The organism is Candidatus Pseudomonas phytovorans (assembly GCA_029202525.1).
In the GTDB taxonomy this organism is placed as follows: Bacteria; Pseudomonadota; Gammaproteobacteria; order Pseudomonadales; family Pseudomonadaceae; genus Aquipseudomonas; species Aquipseudomonas phytovorans.
This window is the reverse complement of sequence record CP119325.1, coordinates 1330356-1347918: the sequence shown is the minus strand read 5'-3', so window position 1 is coordinate 1347918 and position 17563 is coordinate 1330356. Positions and strand designations below refer to the sequence as shown.

The 17563-nt window shown below is 60.8% G+C and carries 15 protein-coding genes; 3 read left to right on the top strand and 12 right to left on the bottom strand.

All coding sequences use genetic code 11. The features are described 5' to 3' along the window. Positions 1 to 8: 8 nt before the first annotated feature. The 3 genes from folP to rlmE form a co-directional block, all read right to left on the bottom strand. Entirely contained in the window at positions 9 to 860 is an 852-nt protein-coding gene (folP, locus tag P0Y58_05900) for a dihydropteroate synthase (protein WEK31733.1), read from the bottom strand. 8 nt (positions 861 to 868) lie between these two features. Further along, positions 869 to 2773 (bottom strand): ATP-dependent zinc metalloprotease FtsH, encoded by a 1905-nt coding sequence (gene ftsH, locus P0Y58_05895; GenBank protein WEK31732.1) that lies wholly within the window; start codon positions 2771 to 2773, stop codon positions 869 to 871. 203 nt (positions 2774 to 2976) lie between these two features. Then, positions 2977 to 3648, bottom strand: coding sequence for a 23S rRNA (uridine(2552)-2'-O)-methyltransferase RlmE (gene rlmE, locus P0Y58_05890; protein ID WEK31731.1), 672 nt, complete (start codon positions 3646 to 3648; stop codon positions 2977 to 2979). A gap of 57 nt (positions 3649 to 3705) precedes the next feature. Between rlmE and yhbY the strand changes: the two genes are divergently transcribed. Beyond that, positions 3706 to 4014: a ribosome assembly RNA-binding protein YhbY gene (yhbY, locus tag P0Y58_05885; GenBank protein ID WEK31730.1), complete on the top strand. Its 309-nt coding sequence runs from the start codon at positions 3706 to 3708 to the stop codon at positions 4012 to 4014. 12 nt (positions 4015 to 4026) lie between these two features. On the opposite strand, the gene P0Y58_05880 is transcribed toward yhbY, so the two are convergent. From P0Y58_05880 to grpE, 8 genes are all read right to left on the bottom strand, one after another. After that, complete coding sequence (locus P0Y58_05880) at positions 4027 to 4476, bottom strand: MFS transporter (GenBank protein WEK31729.1); 450 nt, start codon at positions 4474 to 4476, stop codon at positions 4027 to 4029. Beyond that, entirely contained in the window at positions 4454 to 4936 is a 483-nt protein-coding gene (gene greA, locus P0Y58_05875) for a transcription elongation factor GreA (protein ID WEK31728.1), read from the bottom strand. Before greA ends, P0Y58_05880 begins: the two co-directional genes overlap by 23 nt. Continuing rightward, complete coding sequence (gene carB / locus P0Y58_05870; GenBank protein WEK31727.1) at positions 4933 to 8154, bottom strand: carbamoyl-phosphate synthase large subunit; 3222 nt, start codon at positions 8152 to 8154, stop codon at positions 4933 to 4935. Before carB ends, greA begins: the two co-directional genes overlap by 4 nt. Positions 8155 to 8259: 105 nt before the next feature. Then, positions 8260 to 9396, bottom strand: a complete 1137-nt coding sequence (gene carA / locus P0Y58_05865; GenBank protein WEK31726.1) for a glutamine-hydrolyzing carbamoyl-phosphate synthase small subunit — start codon at positions 9394 to 9396, stop codon at positions 8260 to 8262. Between the two features lie 327 nt (positions 9397 to 9723). Then, positions 9724 to 10527 carry a 4-hydroxy-tetrahydrodipicolinate reductase gene (gene dapB, locus P0Y58_05860; protein WEK31725.1) on the bottom strand — a complete coding sequence of 268 codons (804 nt, stop codon included), beginning with the start codon at positions 10525 to 10527 and terminating at the stop codon, positions 9724 to 9726. Between the two features lie 13 nt (positions 10528 to 10540). Then, the gene (gene dnaJ, locus P0Y58_05855; protein WEK31724.1) at positions 10541 to 11665 is read right to left on the bottom strand and encodes a molecular chaperone DnaJ; all 1125 of its coding nucleotides are present in this window, start codon (positions 11663 to 11665) and stop codon (positions 10541 to 10543) included. Positions 11666 to 11863: 198 nt separating this feature from the next. Further along, the gene (gene dnaK, locus P0Y58_05850) at positions 11864 to 13789 is read right to left on the bottom strand and encodes a molecular chaperone DnaK (protein ID WEK31723.1); all 1926 of its coding nucleotides are present in this window, start codon (positions 13787 to 13789) and stop codon (positions 11864 to 11866) included. Between the two features lie 101 nt (positions 13790 to 13890). After that, the gene (gene grpE, locus P0Y58_05845; protein ID WEK31722.1) at positions 13891 to 14448 is read right to left on the bottom strand and encodes a nucleotide exchange factor GrpE; all 558 of its coding nucleotides are present in this window, start codon (positions 14446 to 14448) and stop codon (positions 13891 to 13893) included. Positions 14449 to 14639: 191 nt separating this feature from the next. On the opposite strand from grpE, the gene recN reads away from it, so the two are divergent. Next, positions 14640 to 16313, top strand: a complete 1674-nt coding sequence (gene recN / locus P0Y58_05840) for a DNA repair protein RecN (protein ID WEK31721.1) — start codon at positions 14640 to 14642, stop codon at positions 16311 to 16313. Positions 16314 to 16504: 191 nt separating this feature from the next. Here the strand turns inward: recN and fur are convergent, their stop codons facing one another. Further along, positions 16505 to 16909, bottom strand: coding sequence for a ferric iron uptake transcriptional regulator (fur, locus tag P0Y58_05835; protein ID WEK31720.1), 405 nt, complete (start codon positions 16907 to 16909; stop codon positions 16505 to 16507). Between the two features lie 97 nt (positions 16910 to 17006). Between fur and P0Y58_05830 the strand changes: the two genes are divergently transcribed. Further along, complete coding sequence (locus P0Y58_05830; protein WEK31719.1) at positions 17007 to 17543, top strand: outer membrane protein assembly factor BamE; 537 nt, start codon at positions 17007 to 17009, stop codon at positions 17541 to 17543. Positions 17544 to 17563: the final 20 nt, after the last annotated feature.

Genomic DNA, 17563 nt, shown 5'->3' with positions numbered 1-17563 from the left:
CAATGTTCTTATTCGGCGTTTTGTACCGCAGCAATCATGCGCACCACATCGGCAGTTTCGGCCACGTCATGGACACGAAGTATGCTCGCCCCCTTGGTCATGGCCAACGCCGCCAGCGCTAGGCTGCCGTACAAGCGCTCGCCGACCGGACGTTCCAGCGTCAGGCCGATCATGCTCTTTCGTGAGACGCCCACCAGCAGCGGGCGCCCAAGGCGATAGAGCGCTTCCATGTGCTTGAACAGGCTCAGATTGTGCGCCAGTGTCTTGGCGAAACCAAAGCCCGGGTCAAGGATGATTCTGTTCGCGTCGATGCCCGCCGCAGCGCAGGCGGCCATCCGCTGTTCAAGATAACGCGTAACGTCGGCGGTCACATCATCGTAATGCGGGTCGTCCTGCATGTTACCCGGCTCGCCGCGCATGTGCATGAGGCACACCGGCAGCCCGGTATCCGCAGCGGCGTCCAGGGCGCCATCGCGCTCAAGAGCCCGTACGTCGTTGATCAGCCCGGCACCGAGGCGAGCCGATTCACGCATGACGGCAGGCGTTGAGGTATCGACCGAAATGACCACATCGAGGCGACTGTTGATTGCCTCGACCATGGGCGCCACACGCTCCAGCTCCTCGGTCACCGATACCGCCCGCGCACCTGGGCGCGTGGACTCACCGCCGATATCGATCAGCGTGGCGCCGGCGGCTACCATCGCTTCGGCGTGGCGCAGGGCTTCGTCGCGCTGACTGAAGCGCCCGCCATCGGAGAAGGAGTCGGGGGTGATATTGAGAATACCCATGACATGGGTACGCGACAAATCAAGAACCCGGTTGCCGCAAGGCAACCGGGTCGGGTACTGCACTGAGCTCATAGACGCCCTTAGTGTTGAGCTGCCGGGCCGCCAATTGGCGATTCAGGGCGATCATCCTGGGCAGCAGGGGTGCCCGAATCTTTGTCGTTGTCCCAATCGCGTGGTTCACGTGGCGTACGGCCAGCCATGATGTCATCGATCTGATCGGCATCAATGGTCTCATACTTCATCAGCGCTTCGGTCATCGATTCAAGCTTGTCGCGATTTTCGATCAGCAGCTGCTTGGCCGTGGCGTAGCACTGGTCGATGATGCTGCGTACTTCAGAATCGATCAGCTTGGCAGTCTCGCCGGACACACTGGCGTGCTGGCTGCCCGCGCTACGGCCGAGGAATACCTCACCCTCTTCTTCTGCATACATCAGCGGGCCGAGTTTTTCCGACAAGCCCCACTTGGTCACCATGTTGCGAGCGATCTGGCTGGCCCGCATGATGTCGTTGGAAGCGCCCGTGGTGACACCATCGAAGCCCAGGGTCATTTCTTCGGCGATACGGCCACCGTACAGCGAGCAGATCTGGCTGATCAGCGCACGCTTGGACAGGCTGTAGCGGTCTTCTTCCGGCAGGAACATGGTCACGCCCAAGGCGCGACCGCGCGGAATGATCGAAACCTTGTAGACCGGGTCGTGCTCAGGCACCAGGCGACCAACGATGGCATGACCTGCCTCGTGGTAGGCAGTGTTGCGCTTTTCTTTCTCGGACATGACCATGCTCTTGCGCTCGGCGCCCATCATGATCTTGTCTTTGGCCAGTTCGAACTCTTTCATTTCGACCAGGCGCTTGTTGGAACGCGCGGCAAACAGCGAGGCCTCGTTGACCAGGTTGGCCAGGTCGGCACCGGAGAACCCTGGGGTACCACGGGCAATGACAGCCGGGTTGACGTTTTCGCCAACCGGCACCTTGCGCATGTGCACCTTGAGGATCTGTTCGCGGCCGCGGATGTCCGGCAGGCCTACCACCACCTGGCGGTCGAAACGGCCAGGTCGCAGCAGCGCCGGGTCGAGTACGTCCGGGCGGTTGGTGGCTGCGATGACGATGATGCCATCGTTCATCTCGAAGCCGTCCATCTCTACCAGCAACTGGTTGAGGGTTTGCTCACGCTCGTCGTGACCGCCACCCATGCCGGCGCCACGGTGGCGACCAACGGCGTCGATTTCGTCGATGAAGATGATGCACGGAGCGTGCTTCTTGGCCTGTTCGAACATGTCGCGTACACGGCTGGCACCGACACCGACAAACATTTCCACGAAGTCCGAACCGGAAATGGTGAAGAACGGTACTTTCGCTTCGCCCGCAATGGCCTTGGCCAGCAGGGTCTTACCGGTACCGGGCGGACCAACCATCAGCACGCCGCGAGGGATACGGCCGCCCAGGCGCTGGAACTTGCCCGGATCACGCAGGAACTCGACCAGCTCGCCCACTTCTTCCTTGGCTTCGTCGCAACCTGCAACGTCGGCCAGTGTGGTCTTGACCTGGTCTTCGGACAGCAGGCGCGCCTTGCTCTTGCCGAAGCTCATCGGCCCGCCCTTGCCACCTGCGCCGCCTTGCATCTGGCGCATGAAGAACATGAACACCGCGATGATTACCAGGATCGGGAAGCTGGCTACCAGCAACTGGGTCCAGATGCTCTGCTGCTCTGGCTGCTTGCCTTCGACAACGACGTGGTTGTCGACCAGGTCACCGATCAGGCCATTGTCGGTAATGGCCGGGCGCACGGTCTTGAAGTTGTCGCCGTCGGCGCGCTTGCCGGTAATGATGTAGCCGTCGACGGTCACACGCTCGACCTTGCCATCCTTGACCTGCTGGATGAAGTCGGAATAGTTGAGGGTCTGCGGCTCGTTAGGGCTGGAGAAGTTGTTCATCACTGTCACCAGGACAGCTGCGATGATCAACCACAGGATCAGATTCTTTGCCATGTCGTTCAATTCGCTACCCTCTGAGGCCGGCGCACGACGCAGCCGTGCCTCGCATGATATTCATCGCCCTAACTTACTACATTACCTACGCAGCCGCAGGCACCGTCTGTAACCCTTTGTGAAAGCTAGACTACACGAAGTTCGGACGATCCTGACGGGGCAGCCGATTGGAATTAACTATCGCCCACCCCGTAACACACCTTTCAACCGCCTTTGAAACCCTTGCCCAACAGGTACTGCTCCCGGGAGCGATCCCGCGAGGAGGTCGGCTTGCGCATCTGCACCTTGTCGAACTTGCTGCGCACATCCTTCAGGTACTGGTCGAAACCTTCACCCTGGAAGATCTTGATCAGGAAATTGCCACCCGGCTTGAGCACACGGGTCGCCAGATCCAGCGCCAACTCACAGAGGAACATGGCACGCGGCATGTCCACTTCAGGCGTACCACTCATATTGGGGGCCATATCGGAAATCACAAGGTCTACGTGTGAATCACCGACCGCCTGCAGAATCTGCTGCAGCACTTCATCCTGAGTGAAATCGCCCTGGATGAAGTTCACGTCCGGGATCGAGTCCATTTCCAGGATATCCGAGGCGATCAGGCGCCCCTGACCACCAATCAGACGACTGGTCACCTGCGACCAGCCACCTGGCGCTGCGCCGAGGTCGATCACGCTCATGCCCGGGCGGATCAACCGGTCCTTCTCCTGGATCTCCAGCAGCTTGTAGCTGGCGCGCGAACGGTAGCCATCCTTCTGCGCCTGCTTCACGAAAGGGTCGTTAAAATGCTCTCTCAGCCAGTTCTGGCTGCTTTTGGAAGGTTTTGCCACAGGGCACCTCGATGATATGCGTCGTGATTGACTGGGCGGAGCCATGGGCCCTCGGGTAAAATGCCCGTCAATTTTACAGAATCAGACGAAAAGGGTCAGATTATGCCGCTCAATAACGAGCAGAAGAAGCAGTACAAGTCCATTGGTCATGACCTGAAGCCGGTCCTGATCGTTGCTGGCAACGGTTTGAATGAAGGCGTCATCGCCGAACTGGAGCGCGCACTGGTCGACCATGAGCTGATCAAGGTCGAAATTCGCTCGGAAGACCGCGAAGAACGTGCCGAAACCATCGCAGCACTGTGCAAGGCCGGCCGTGCCGAACTGGTGCAGACCATCGGCAAGAAAGCGCTGATCTACCGCAAGAACCCACAGCCGAACAAGCAGCTGTCCAATATCCACCGCTACAAGTAACGGTGGCTCCGATCAGTGGCGCGGCTTACGCGCCCTGACCGGTACCGGCTGGGCCACCAGCACGATGCCGGAGAAGCCCAGTACCAGGAAGCAGAACATCTGCCAGCGCTCGCCGACAGAGATACCGTAGCGCAAGGTGTAATAACCCACACAGGCACCAAAGCCGAGCAGTAGCATCTGGCCGCGGAACTGCCGCCACCACGCCGTCAAGCCGTCCACCCTCGCCAACACAGCCAGCTGGGTCAACAAACCAAGCAGCGCCACGCCAATCAACCAGCGGTCGATCTGCCCGGCAATGTCCTGCACCAGCAAGGGCGCCAGGCCACTGACCTTGAGCGCAGGCACCAGCCCGACATGGAACACCCACAGGCCCCCGACCCAGAACACCTGGGCCAGTTGCCAGAGGATCCCCTCAAGGGATGGCGCCCGCAGGCGCCGGTCAGATGTGCTGGACTTCGACAATCTCGTACTCGACCGTGCCGCTTGGCGTCTTGATGACGACGATGTCGCCTTCTTCCTTGCCGATAATGGCACGGGCAATCGGCGCACCTGCCGAAAGCTTGCCGAGCTTGATGTTGGCTTCATCCTCACCCACGATCTGGTACTTCACCCGCTCGTCGGTTTCGGTATTGGCCAGCTCTACGGTGGTGCCGAAGATGACCTTGCCGGTATGGGCAATGGTGGTCACATCGATCACGACCGAGTTCTGCAGACGGCCTTCGATATCGCGGATACGCGCCTCGACCATGCCCTGTTCTTCACGGGCAGCGTGGTATTCGGCGTTTTCCTTGAGGTCGCCCAGTTCGCGCGCTTCACCGATCGCCTGGCTCAGGCGCGGGCGCTCGGTCTTGCTCAGGAACAGGTGCTCCTCTTCCAGGGCGCGAGCGCCCTGGACGGTCATCGGGTACTTGGTAATGCTCATGCTTTCAGTCCTGCATGCAGATCTTGCAGGCGACGAACGGTCTTTTCCGGACCAAATTTCAGCGCCTCGCAGATGGCTTCACCGGCCGCAATGGTGGTGGTGCAGTAAATCTTGTGCTGCAGCGCATTGCGACGAATCGAGTAGGAATCGGCAATCGACTGGCGGCCTTCGGTGGTGTTGATGATCAGCGACACTTCGTCGTTCTTGATCATGTCGACCACGTGCGGGCGACCTTCGGTCACCTTGTTCACACGGCGCACTTTCAGGCCAGCCGCTTCAATAACCTTGGCGGTGCCAGCAGTTGCAACCACTTCGAAGCCCAGGGCGATCAGGTCGCGGGCAACGCCAGCCACTTGTGGCTTGTCGTCGTCACGCACGCTGATGAACGCGGTACCACCGGTCGGCAGCACTTCGCTTGCACCCATCTGGGCTTTGGCGAACGCTTCACCGAAGGTGTCACCGACACCCATGACTTCACCGGTCGATTTCATCTCAGGACCGAGGATCGGGTCAACCCCAGGGAACTTGGCGAACGGGAAGACGGCTTCCTTGACGCTGTAGAAGTTCGGGATGATTTCCTGGGTGAAGCCCAGTTCTTTCAGGGTTTTGCCGGCCATTACACGGGCAGCGATCATGGCCAGGGACGTGCCGATGCACTTGGACACGAACGGCACGGTACGCGAGGCACGCGGGTTGACTTCGATCACGTAGATCTTGTCACCCTGCAGGGCCAGCTGCACGTTCATCAGGCCGACAACGCCCAGTTCCAGGGCCATTTTGGCAACCTGTACGCGGACCTCGTCCTGCACTTCCTTGCTCAGCGAGTAAGGTGGCAGCGAGCACGCCGAGTCACCGGAGTGAACGCCGGCCTGCTCGATGTGCTGCATGATGGCGCCGATCACCACGTCGGTGCCGTCGCACACCGCATCCACGTCCATTTCGATGGCGCAGTTGAGGAAGTGGTCGAGCAGTACCGGGCTGTCGTTGGACACCTGCACGGCTTCACGCAGGTAGCGCTTCAGCTCGTCCAGCTCGTAGACGATTTCCATGGCACGGCCGCCCAGCACATACGACGGGCGCACCACCAGCGGGTAACCGATGCTGCCAGCAGCGCGAATGGCTTCTTCTTCGCTGCGCACGGTAGCGTTTGGCGGCTGCAGCAGGTTCAGGCGCTGAACCATCTGCTGGAAGCGCTCACGGTCTTCGGCGCGGTCGATGGCGTCCGGGCTGGTACCGATGATCGGTACGCCGGCTTCTTCCAGGGCACGGGCCAGTTTCAGCGGGGTCTGGCCGCCGTAATGAACGATCACGCCTTTCGGCTTCTCGACGCGGCACACTTCCAGCACGTCTTCCAGCGTCAGCGGCTCGAAGTACAGGCGGTCGGAGGTGTCATAGTCGGTAGAGACGGTTTCAGGGTTGCAGTTGACCATGATGGTCTCGTACCCGTCTTCACGCAGCGCGAGGGCTGCGTGTACGCAGCAGTAGTCGAACTCGATACCTTGGCCGATACGGTTCGGGCCGCCACCCAGGATCATGATCTTGTCGCGGGTCGACGGGTTGGCCTCGCACTCTTCCTCGTAGGTGGAGTACAGGTAGGCGGTGTCGGTGGCAAATTCGGCGGCGCAGGTGTCGACGCGCTTGTACACCGGCAACACTTCCAGCTTGTGACGGTGACGGCGCAGGTTCTTGTCGGTGATACCCAACAGAACAGCCAGTCGCTGGTCCGAGAAACCTTTGCGCTTGAGGCGCAGCATCATCGCCTTGTCGATGGCCGACAGGGCCAGGGTCTTGACCTTCTCTTCTTCCTTGATCAGATCTTCCATCTGCACCAGGAACCACATGTCGATGCCGGTCAGGGCGAAGATTTCTTCGCAGGTCATGCCCGAACGCATGGCGTCAGCGACGTACCAGATACGCTCGGCACCCGGCACGGTCAGTTCACGCTTGAGGATGCTGGCGGCTTCCGGGCTGGCCAGGTCGACTTTCGGGTCGAGGCCACACACACCGACCTCCAGGCCACGCAGGGCTTTCTGCAGGGATTCCTGGAAGGTACGGCCGATGGCCATGACTTCACCCACGGATTTCATCTGGGTGGTCAGGCGGGCGTCGGCTTTCGGGAATTTCTCGAAGGCAAAGCGCGGCAGCTTGGTGACGACGTAGTCGATCGACGGCTCGAAGGAAGCCGGGGTGCGGCCGCCGGTGATGTCGTTCTGCAGTTCGTCGAGGGTATAACCGATGGCCAGCTTGGCGGCAATCTTGGCGATCGGGAAGCCGGTGGCCTTGGACGCCAGGGCGGACGAACGCGATACGCGCGGGTTCATCTCGATCACGACCATGCGGCCGGTGTCCGGGCAGATACCGAACTGCACGTTGGAACCGCCGGTTTCAACACCGATTTCACGCAGCACCGCCAGCGAGGCGTTGCGCATGATCTGGTATTCCTTGTCGGTCAGGGTCTGCGCTGGAGCAACAGTGATCGAGTCACCGGTGTGCACGCCCATCGGGTCGAAGTTTTCGATCGAGCAGACGATGATGCAGTTGTCCTTTTTGTCGCGGACCACTTCCATCTCGTACTCTTTCCAGCCGATCAGCGATTCGTCGATCAGCAGCTCTTTGGTCGGCGACAGGTCCAGACCACGGGTGCAGATTTCTTCGAACTCTTCACGGTTGTAAGCAATGCCACCGCCGGTGCCACCCATGGTGAACGAAGGGCGAATGATGCACGGGAAACCGAGTTTTTCGAGGACCGCATTGGCCTCTTCCATGCTGTGGGCGATACCGGAGCGCGGGCAATCCAGGCCAATGGACTTCATGGCCTTGTCGAAACGCGAACGGTCTTCAGCCTTGTCGATGGTATCGGCGTTGGCACCGATCATCTCTACGCCGAACTTTTCCAGAACGCCGTGGCGCTCCAGGTCCAGGGCGCAGTTCAGTGCAGTCTGGCCACCCATGGTTGGCAGCACGGCATCCGGGCGCTCTTTTTCGATGATCTTGGCAACAGTCTGCCATTTGATCGGCTCGATGTAGGTGGCGTCGGCCATGGCCGGGTCGGTCATGATGGTGGCTGGGTTGGAGTTCACCAGGATGACGCGGAAACCTTCCTCGCGCAGGGCTTTACAGGCCTGGGCGCCGGAGTAGTCGAATTCGCAGGCCTGGCCGATCACGATCGGGCCAGCGCCGAGAATCAGGATGCTTTTTATGTCTGTACGTTTTGGCATGGTGGTCACTCAAATCCGGGGTCAGTCGGCAAGCCGCTTTGAACAATCTGGGTCAGGCGCTGCCGGGCGCGGCATGAGCCGGCCCGGGGCCTTGAAGCAGGATGCTCAGCGGCGCTTGGCCATGGCATCGGTGAAACGATCGAACAGTGGCGCAACGTCAGTCGGGCCTGGGCTCGCTTCAGGGTGGCCCTGGAAGCTGAACGCGCTCTTGTCGGTACGCTCGAGACCCTGCAGGGTGCCGTCGAACAGCGACTTGTGAATGGCGCGAACGTTGCCCGGCAGGGTAGCTTCGTCGACAGCAAAACCGTGGTTCTGGCTGGTGATCATGACCACACCGGTGTCCAGGTCCTGGACCGGGTGGTTGGCACCGTGGTGGCCGTGGCCCATTTTCACGGTCTTGGCGCCGGAAGCCAGGGCCAGCAACTGGTGGCCGAGGCAGATGCCGAATACCGGAATCTCGGTTTCGAGGATTTCCTTGATCGCCTGGATTGCGTAGTCGCACGGCTCCGGGTCACCAGGGCCGTTGGACAGGAACACGCCGTCCGGGTTGAGTGCCAGCACTTCGCTGGCCGGGGTCTGGGCCGGCACCACGGTTACGCGGCAGCCACGGGCAACCAGCATGCGCAGGATGTTCAGCTTGACGCCGTAGTCGAAGGCGACCACGTGGTAAGGCAGGTCGGCGGCTTCGATGGTCGGGTGGCTGTCGGTTTTCAGCTCCCACACGCTGGAGCGCCACTCGTAGCGTTCCTTGGTGGAAACCACCTTGGCCAGGTCCATGCCCTTCAGGCCCGGGAAACCACGGGCAGCTGCGATGGCGGCCTCTTCGCTGATGTTGTCACCGGCGAGGATGCAACCGTTCTGAGCGCCCTTTTCACGCAGGATACGAGTCAGGCGACGAGTGTCGATGCCAGCAATTGCAACAACGTTGTTGGCCTTCAGGTACTCAGGCAGCGACTGGGTGTTACGCCAGTTGCTCGCCAGCAGCGGCAGGTCACGGATGACCAGGCCAGCGGACCAGACACGGTTCGACTCGGCATCTTCCGGCGTAGTACCGGTGTTGCCGATGTGCGGGTAGGTCAGGGTAACGATTTGCTGCGCGTAGGAAGGGTCTGTAAGGATTTCCTGGTAGCCGGTCATAGCGGTGTTGAATACCACCTCACCAACGGTCTGACCGTCGGCACCGATGGCTTCACCGCGAAAAATACTGCCGTCGGCAAGGGCGAGTATGGCTGGCTTTGTCAAGAAGACCTCCCGTAAATCAAGCATGAAAGGGCGATCGCAGGTTGCAAAAAAGCGGAGTGACGTATGGACACGTCACCCCGCTTTCATGTGCTGAATTCAATTCGCTGCGCGCTTTTAGTGGACACACTAAAGCTGTAGCTTACAGAAAAGTGCGTTTTCGGTCTACCGTGAATGTGTCTCTAAAACACAAGATTGCGACAGACCGGCATCGGCGTTGGCTTCTTCGCGGGCTCGCCCGCTCCCACAGGACCACCACAGGGCCCAAGACCGGTGCAATACCTGTGGGAGCGGGCAAGCCCGCGAAAAAGCCAACACCGCGCTAACGGCTTAACGCAGTTCGAGCACATCCTGCATGTCATACAGCCCAGGCTCACGCCCATCCAGCCACAGCGCCGCACGCACTGCGCCCTTGGCGAAGGTCATGCGGCTGGAGGCCTTGTGGGTGATTTCCAGGCGCTCGCCTTCTGCGGCAAACAGCACGGTGTGGTCGCCGACCACATCGCCGGCACGCACGGTAGCGAAACCGATGGTTTTGCGGTCACGCGCACCGGTCTGGCCTTCACGGCCATACACCGCCACTTCCTGCAGGTCACGGCCCAGCGCATTGGCAACCACTTCACCCATGCGCAGCGCAGTACCCGACGGCGCGTCGACCTTGTGCCGGTGGTGCGCCTCGATGATCTCGATATCGACATCATCGCCCAGCACCCGTGCTGCCATATCCAGCAACTTGAGGCTGAGGTTGACGCCCACGCTGAAGTTGGCGGCGAACACGATGGGGATGTCCTTGCCCGCCTCGGCCAGCAGCCGCTTTTCTTCGACGCTGAAACCGGTCGTACCGATGATCATCGCCTTGCCGTGCTTGCGGCAGAACGCCAGGTTCTTCAGGGTCACCGAAGGGTGAGTGAAGTCGATCAGCACGTCGAACTCGTCAGCCACCTTGGCCAGGTCATCGGACAGCAGTACGCCGATGCGGCCCAGGGCCGCCAGCTCACCGGCATCCGCACCGACCAGCGAGCTGTCCGGGCGATCGATCGCCGCCGTCAGGCCGGCACCCGGGGTTTGCTGCACGGCCTCGATCAGGGTCTTGCCCATCCGCCCTGCCGCGCCCATCACTGCAATACGTCGCATAGCCTATTCCTTGTCAGAGATCGCCGAAGAAGCGCTTCACGCCATCGAACCAGCCACTGGCCTTTGGCGAGTGGGAGCTGTCACCTTCCAGCGAATCACGCAGCTCTTCGAGCAGCTCGCGCTGGCGACGGCTGAGGTTGACCGGGGTTTCCACGGCCACGCGGCATAGCAGGTCACCGGCACCACCACCACGCACCGGCGCCACACCCTTGCCACGCAGGCGGAACTGCTTGCCGGTCTGGGTACCTTCCGGAATTTTCAGCTTCACGCGACCGTCGAGGGTCGGTACTTCCAGCTCGCCACCCAGGGCAGCGTCGGTGTAGCTGATTGGCACTTCGCAATACAGGTGCTTGCCATCGCGCTGGAAGATCTCGTGCTCACGCACACTGATCACCACGTACAGGTCGCCAGTCGGGCCACCATGAGTACCCGCCTCGCCTTCACCCGACAGGCGAATACGGTCGCCGGTGTCGACACCCGCCGGCACCTTGACCGACAGCGTCTTGTATTCCTCGACACGGCCTTCGCCATGGCATGAGCCGCACGGGTCGGTAATGATCTTGCCTTGGCCATGGCAGCGCGGACAGGTCTGCTGCACCGAGAAGAAGCCCTGCTGCATGCGCACCTGGCCGATGCCACCGCACGTCGGGCAGGTCGACGGGGTCGAGCCCTTCTTGGCGCCGGAGCCATCGCAAGGCTGGCAGTTGACCAAGGTCGGCACGCGGATGCTGACCGTGGTGCCACGCACCGCTTCTTCCAGGTTCAGCTCCAGGGTGTAGCGCAGGTCGCTGCCGCGCTGGGCACCGCCACGTCCACCACCACGGCCGCCACCGAAGAAATCGCTGAACACATCGCCAAAGATGTCGGAGAAGTTGGCGCCACCGAAGCCAGCACCACCGCCACCCATGCTCGGGTCGACGCCGGCGTGGCCGTACTGGTCGAATGCCGCCCGCTTGCTCGCGTCAGACAGCACTTCGTAGGCCTCGTTGGCCTCCTTGAACGAGTCTTCCGACGCCTTGTCACCCGGGTTACGGTCCGGGTGGTACTTCATCGCCAGGCGGCGGTAAGCCTTCTTGAGGTCAGCTTCGCTGGCGCCGCGCTCGACACCCAGAACCTCATAATAATCACGCTTGGACATAGGTCATTTGCACCTTGTTGGGCGTCTGGCATCTGCGCCGCGCCATCAGCACCTGCCTTTTGCCCACGAAGGGCCACTGACAGATGCTGTAAAAATTCTCGAATTCCAGATACGCCAACGCGGGAGCAAGCCCCCGCGCGGCGACATCCTACCAGCTCACCACCAAACGGCGATGAACTGGCCGACAACATGCAACGATTACTTCTTGTCGTCGCCTTTCACTTCTTCGAACTCGGCGTCAACCACGTCATCGTGCTTGGCTTCCGGCTCGGCCTGCTGCGCGCCACCCTGAGGCTGTTCAGCCGACTGCTCGGCGTACATCTTCTGGGCAACCGGGGCAGAGACCTTGGACAGCTCTTCGACCTTGGCATCGATTGCGGCCTTGTCGTCGCCTTTGACAGCGGCTTCCAGGGCAACAACAGCGGCCTCGATGGCGGTTTTCTCGTCAGCGGTAACCTTGTCACCTGCATCAGCGACCATCTTGCGAGTCGAGTGCACCAGCGCGTCACCCTGGTTACGGGCAGCGGCCAGCTCTTCGAACTTGCGGTCTTCCTCGGCGTTGGCCTCGGCGTCACGCACCATTTTCTCGATTTCTTCGTCGGACAGGCCGGAGTTGGCCTTGATCACGATCGATTGGGTCTTGCCGGTAGCCTTGTCTTTCGCGCCGACGTGCAGGATGCCGTTGGCATCGATGTCGAAGGTGACTTCGATCTGCGGAACACCACGCGGTGCAGGCGGGATGTCAGCCAGGTCGAACTTGCCCAGCGATTTGTTGCTGGCAGCCTGCTTACGCTCACCCTGCAGTACGTGAATGGTCACGGCACCCTGGTTGTCGTCGGCTGTCGAGAACACCTGCGACTTCTTGGTCGGGATGGTGGTGTTCTTCTCGATCAGCGGAGTCATCACGCCGCCCATGGTTTCGATACCCAGGGTCAGTGGGCTGACGTCCAGCAGCAGTACGTCTTTCACGTCACCGGCCAGTACCGCACCCTGGATGGCAGCACCCATGGCAACAGCTTCGTCCGGGTTGACGTCTTTACGGGCTTCTTTGCCGAAGAACGCCTTGACCTTCTCCTGAACCAGCGGCATGCGGGTCTGGCCACCGACCAGAATCACGTCGTCGATCTTGCTGGCATCGATACCGGCGTCTTTCAGGGCGATGCGGCAAGGCTCGATGGTGCGCTCGACCAGATCACCTACCAGCGACTCCAGCTTGGCGCGGGAGATTTTCACGTTCAGGTGCTTAGGACCGGTTGCATCTGCAGTGATGTACGGCAGGTTGACGTCGGTCTGCAGGCTCGAAGACAGCTCGATCTTGGCTTTTTCTGCGGCTTCTTTCAGGCGCTGCATGGCCAGAGGGTCACCCTTCAGGTTCATGCCGGACTCTTTCTTGAACTCCTCGACCAGGTAGTCGATCAGCAGCATGTCGAAGTCTTCGCCACCCAGGAAGGTGTCGCCGTTGGTAGCCAGTACTTCAAACTGGTGCTCACCGTCGACTTCGGCGATTTCGATGACCGAAACGTCGAAGGTACCGCCACCCAGGTCATAAACGATGACAGTGTGGTCGCCCTTGGCCTTGTCCATACCGTAAGCCAGTGCAGCGGCGGTTGGTTCGTTGATGATGCGTTTTACGTCCAGGCCCGCGATGCGGCCGGCGTCTTTGGTCGCCTGACGCTGGCTGTCGTTGAAGTAGGCCGGTACGGTGATGACCGCTTCGGTCACTGGCTCGCCGAGGTAGTCTTCGGCGGTTTTCTTCATCTTTTTCAGCACTTCGGCGCTGATTTGCGGCGGTGCCATTTTCTGGCCGTTGACTTCAACCCAGGCGTCACCGTTGTCGGCCTTGGCGATTTTGTACGGAACCAGCTCGATGTCTTTCTGCACGACGTTCTCTTCGAAGCGGCGGCCAATCAGGCGCTTCACTGCGAACAGGGTGTTGTGCGGGTTGGTCACAGCCTGGCGCTTGGCCGACTGGCCGACCAGGATTTCGCCATCGTTGGCGTAGGCCACGATCGAAGGGGTAGTACGCGCACCTTCGGCGTTTTCGATGACCTTGACGTTACCGTTTTCCAGAATGGAGACACACGAGTTGGTGGTCCCCAGGTCGATACCGATGATTTTGCCCATGTTAATTCTCCCGAAACTTGAATTTGATGGCAGCGGCCACTTTGGCCAACTGCGCTAATACTTGAAGGCTTGACACCTAGATGGGGTTACCCCGAAGGATTTCAAGCCTTTTCATTGATCGAGGGTTGCGCTGCGCTCGGCGCCTTGCTGACCACCACCATGGCGGGGCGCAGCAGGCGGCCGTTCAGCAGGTAACCCTTCTGGAACACATTCAGCACGCTGTTCGGCTCAACTTCGCCATTTTCCTGCATGGCCATGGCCTGGTGATGCTCAGGATTGAACGGCTGGCCGTGCGGGTCGACGACTTCAAGGTTGTAGCGCTTGAGGGTGTCCTGGAACATCTTCAGGGTCAGCTCGACGCCTTCGCGGATCTGCTTGACGTTTTCATCGTCGGCACTGGAGTGGGCCAGGGCCAGTTCCAGGCTGTCGAGCACCGGCAGCAGGTCGCCAGAGAACTTCTCCAGGGCGAACTTGTGGGCTTTTTCCACATCCTGCTCTGCGCGGCGGCGGGCATTCTGCACGTCGGCAACGGCACGCAGTGCCTGGTCCTTGGCGACGGCGAGCTGCTCCTCGAGTTCCAGAACACGGGCGTCAGCAGCGTTGCCTGCACCGGTTTCATCAACGTTAAGGTCTTTTTCGTTCAGCTGTTCGTCAGCCATGGGGTCTCTCCTGCGCAATTTTGTGGACTGCGAGCCAGGCTCGCCTTGGATGACGGCTATATGGGGCCGGAAAAACCAGCTTCAAGGGGCAAGGTGGTTTTCCCCGCCGCAACAGAATCTGCCGAGGGGCATTGGCAGGCCTGAAAAAAGTACTGTATAAATAACCAGACCTGACTTCCGGGAGCCGCCCCATGCTGGTGCACCTGTCCATTCACAACTACGCCATCGTCGAGCACCTCGACCTCGAAATCGCCCGCGGCATGTCCGTGATCACCGGCGAGACCGGTGCCGGCAAATCGATCATGCTCGACGCCCTCGGCCTGGCCCTGGGCGACCGGGCCGACAGTGGCGTGGTGCGCCCCGGTACCGACAAGGCAGACATCCTTGCCACCTTCGACCTGGTGGACATCCCCGAGGCCCACACCTGGCTGGCCGAACGCGACCTGGACAACGACGGCCCGTGCATCCTGCGCCGGGTGATCACCGCCGAAGGCCGCAGCCGTGGCTACATCAATGGCACACCCTGCCCGCTTGGCGACCTTAAAGCGCTGGGTGAGCTGCTGATCGACATCCACAGCCAGCACGAACACCAGTCGCTGCTCAAGACCGACACCCACCGCCGCCTGCTCGACGAGTACGCCGGCGCTGTCGAACTGGCCCGCCAGGTGCACCTGGCCGCCAAGCGCTGGAACCAGACCCGCCTGGAGCGAGAGCGGCTGTCCAATTCCGGTGACGAGCAGCGCGCCCGCCATCAGTTGCTCAGCTACCAGCTGGAAGAGCTGGACAACCTCGGCCTGGGCGAGCACGAACTGGAGCAACTGGAGCAGGAACACAAGAACCTGACCAGCGCCGAAGCCCTGTTCGGCATCTGCCGCCAGGTGATCGACCAGTGCAGCGAGAGCGATTCGGGCAACGTGCTCAGCGCCCTCACCTCCAGCCTCAACCGCCTGGGCGCTGCCACCCACTCGCCCAAGGCCCTGGGCGAAGCGGCCAACCTGATCGCCAGTGCGCAGATCCAGGTAGAAGAAGCCGTGGGCGAGCTCAACCGCTTCCTCGACAACTTCGATGCCGACCCCATGCGCCTGCAGGCTCTGGAAGAACGCCTCGACACCATTTATACGCTGGCGCGTAAACACCGCGTGCACCCCACCGAACTGCCACACTTGCAGCAACAGTTGATGGAAGAGATCGAAGGCCTGAATGCCAGCGACGAGTCGATCGAGCGGCTTGGCGAAGAACTGGCCGCCTTCGCACATCACTATAAAGAGCGGGCCCACGAGCTCAGCGCCCTGCGCCAGCAAGCCGCCCAGCAACTGGCAGGCGCCGTCGAGCAGGAAATCCAGCGCCTGGGCATGCCTGGGGGGCGCTTCTGCATCGAGCTGACGCCCACCGAAGGGGCAGACCTGTCACCGCATGGCCTGGAGCAGATCGAACTGCTGGTCAGCGCCAACCCCGGCCAACCGCTGAAGGGCCTGGCGAAGGTAGCGTCGGGTGGCGAGCTTTCGCGTATCAGCCTGGCGATCCAGGTGATTACCGCGCAGACATCGCGCATTCCTACACTGGTGTTCGACGAAGTCGACGTAGGCATCGGCGGCCCAACCGCCGAAATTGTCGGCCAGCTGTTACGCCGCCTGGGCGAGCGCGGCCAGGTGCTGACCGTTACTCACCTGCCACAGGTAGCGGCACAAGGGCATCAGCACCTGTTCGTGCACAAGGTGCGCAACAGCGATACCACCCACACCGCCGTGGCCAGCCTGGGCAAGCGTGAGCGGGTCGAAGAAGTGGCGCGGATGCTCGGCGGCATCGACCTGACCAAAGAATCGCTGGCGCATGCGCGCAAGATGGTCGTAAGCGGCAAGGCCTGACCCCCAGTTTTTCAGGCCCATTCGCGGGCACGCCCGCTCCCACAGGTATTGCACAGGCTTCAGGTTCGGTGATTATCCTGTGGGAGCGGGCGTGCCCGCGAAGAGGCCAGCCCAGACAACACACCTCTCAGCCCCCAGAAAGCACAAAGGCGACCCGAAGGTCGCCTTTGCGGTTCATAACGAAAAAATCGTTACTTCTTCTTACGCACGTACAGGACCAGATTATGGTCAACCAGGTCGAAACCGTGCTCCTCCACAATTTCGCGCTGACGCTTCTCGATTACGGCATCAGTGAACTCGATGACTTCGCTGGTATCCACGTTCACCATATGATCGTGGTGACCACCATCGGCCAGCTCGAACACTGCGTGGCCGCCGTCGAAGTTGTGCCGAACCACCAGGCCCGCCGCTTCGAACTGGGTCAGTACGCGATAGACGGTGGCCAGGCCTACGTCCTCGCCTGCTTCCATCAGCGCCTTGTAAACATCTTCGGCGCTCATGTGACGCTGCTCGGTAGAATCGAGCATCTGAAGGATCTTGACTCGAGGCAGGGTTACCTTGAGACCGGCTTTGCGCAATTCGCTATTTTCAACCATGGTCAGCTTTCTCGCCGATGCTGCTTCGCAGCTTCTCTTAATACGGGTATGATCGGGGTTTACGTTGTCCAGCCAAGATAGTGGAAGTCGCCCACCGATGCAAAACACCAAGCTCTTGCTAAACAGCCTCGCCCTCGCGGGACTGCTCGCACTCGCCGGTTGCTCGTTTCCCGGGGTTTACAAAATCGACATCCAGCAGGGCAATGTCGTCACGCAGGACATGATAGACCAATTACGCCCGGGAATGACCCGACGGCAAGTAAGGTTTATCATGGGCAACCCGCTCATTCAGGATACTTTCAACACCAATCGTTGGGATTACCTGTACAGCCTGCAGCCTGGTGGCGGTAAACGCCAGCAAGAGCGCATGAGCATTTTCTTCAATGAAAGCGACCAGCTGGTGAACCTGTCTGGCGACTTCATGCCGGGCGTCAGCAAGGATCAGGAGATCCTCGGTGGCAGCGGCGACACGTCGGTCAGCCCGGCCACCCAGCCCGGCCAAACCGAGCAGCCAGCTGCGCAACCTGAAGAAAAACCGGCCAAGCCTGGTTCGACCGAAGAGTCCATCCAGCGCGAAATCGACACCATCGAGACCACACCGGTCCCGACCCCGGCACCGCTGGAAACCCGCTAAGCGGGAACAGCAGCCACAAA

Bases quoted from the DNA above. Each gene is read 5' to 3' on its own strand.
- greA (WEK31728.1), bottom strand. From the start codon at position 4,936: ATGAGCATTACCAAGTACCCGATGACCGTCCAGGGCGCTCGCGCCCTG.
- dapB (WEK31725.1), bottom strand. From the start codon at position 10,527: ATGCGACGTATTGCAGTGATGGGCGCGGCAGGGCGGATGGGCAAGACC.
- P0Y58_05830 (WEK31719.1), top strand. From the start codon at position 17,007: ATGCAAAACACCAAGCTCTTGCTAAACAGCCTCGCCCTCGCGGGACTG.
- dnaK (WEK31723.1), bottom strand. From the start codon at position 13,789: ATGGGCAAAATCATCGGTATCGACCTGGGGACCACCAACTCGTGTGTC.
- folP (WEK31733.1), bottom strand. From the start codon at position 860: ATGAGCTCAGTGCAGTACCCGACCCGGTTGCCTTGCGGCAACCGGGTT.
- recN (WEK31721.1), top strand. From the start codon at position 14,640: ATGCTGGTGCACCTGTCCATTCACAACTACGCCATCGTCGAGCACCTC.
- yhbY (WEK31730.1), top strand. From the start codon at position 3,706: ATGCCGCTCAATAACGAGCAGAAGAAGCAGTACAAGTCCATTGGTCAT.
- ftsH (WEK31732.1), bottom strand. From the start codon at position 2,773: ATGGCAAAGAATCTGATCCTGTGGTTGATCATCGCAGCTGTCCTGGTG.
- grpE (WEK31722.1), bottom strand. From the start codon at position 14,448: ATGGCTGACGAACAGCTGAACGAAAAAGACCTTAACGTTGATGAAACC.
- dnaJ (WEK31724.1), bottom strand. From the start codon at position 11,665: ATGTCCAAGCGTGATTATTATGAGGTTCTGGGTGTCGAGCGCGGCGCC.
- fur (WEK31720.1), bottom strand. From the start codon at position 16,909: ATGGTTGAAAATAGCGAATTGCGCAAAGCCGGTCTCAAGGTAACCCTG.
- rlmE (WEK31731.1), bottom strand. From the start codon at position 3,648: ATGGCTCCGCCCAGTCAATCACGACGCATATCATCGAGGTGCCCTGTG.
- carB (WEK31727.1), bottom strand. From the start codon at position 8,154: ATGCCAAAACGTACAGACATAAAAAGCATCCTGATTCTCGGCGCTGGC.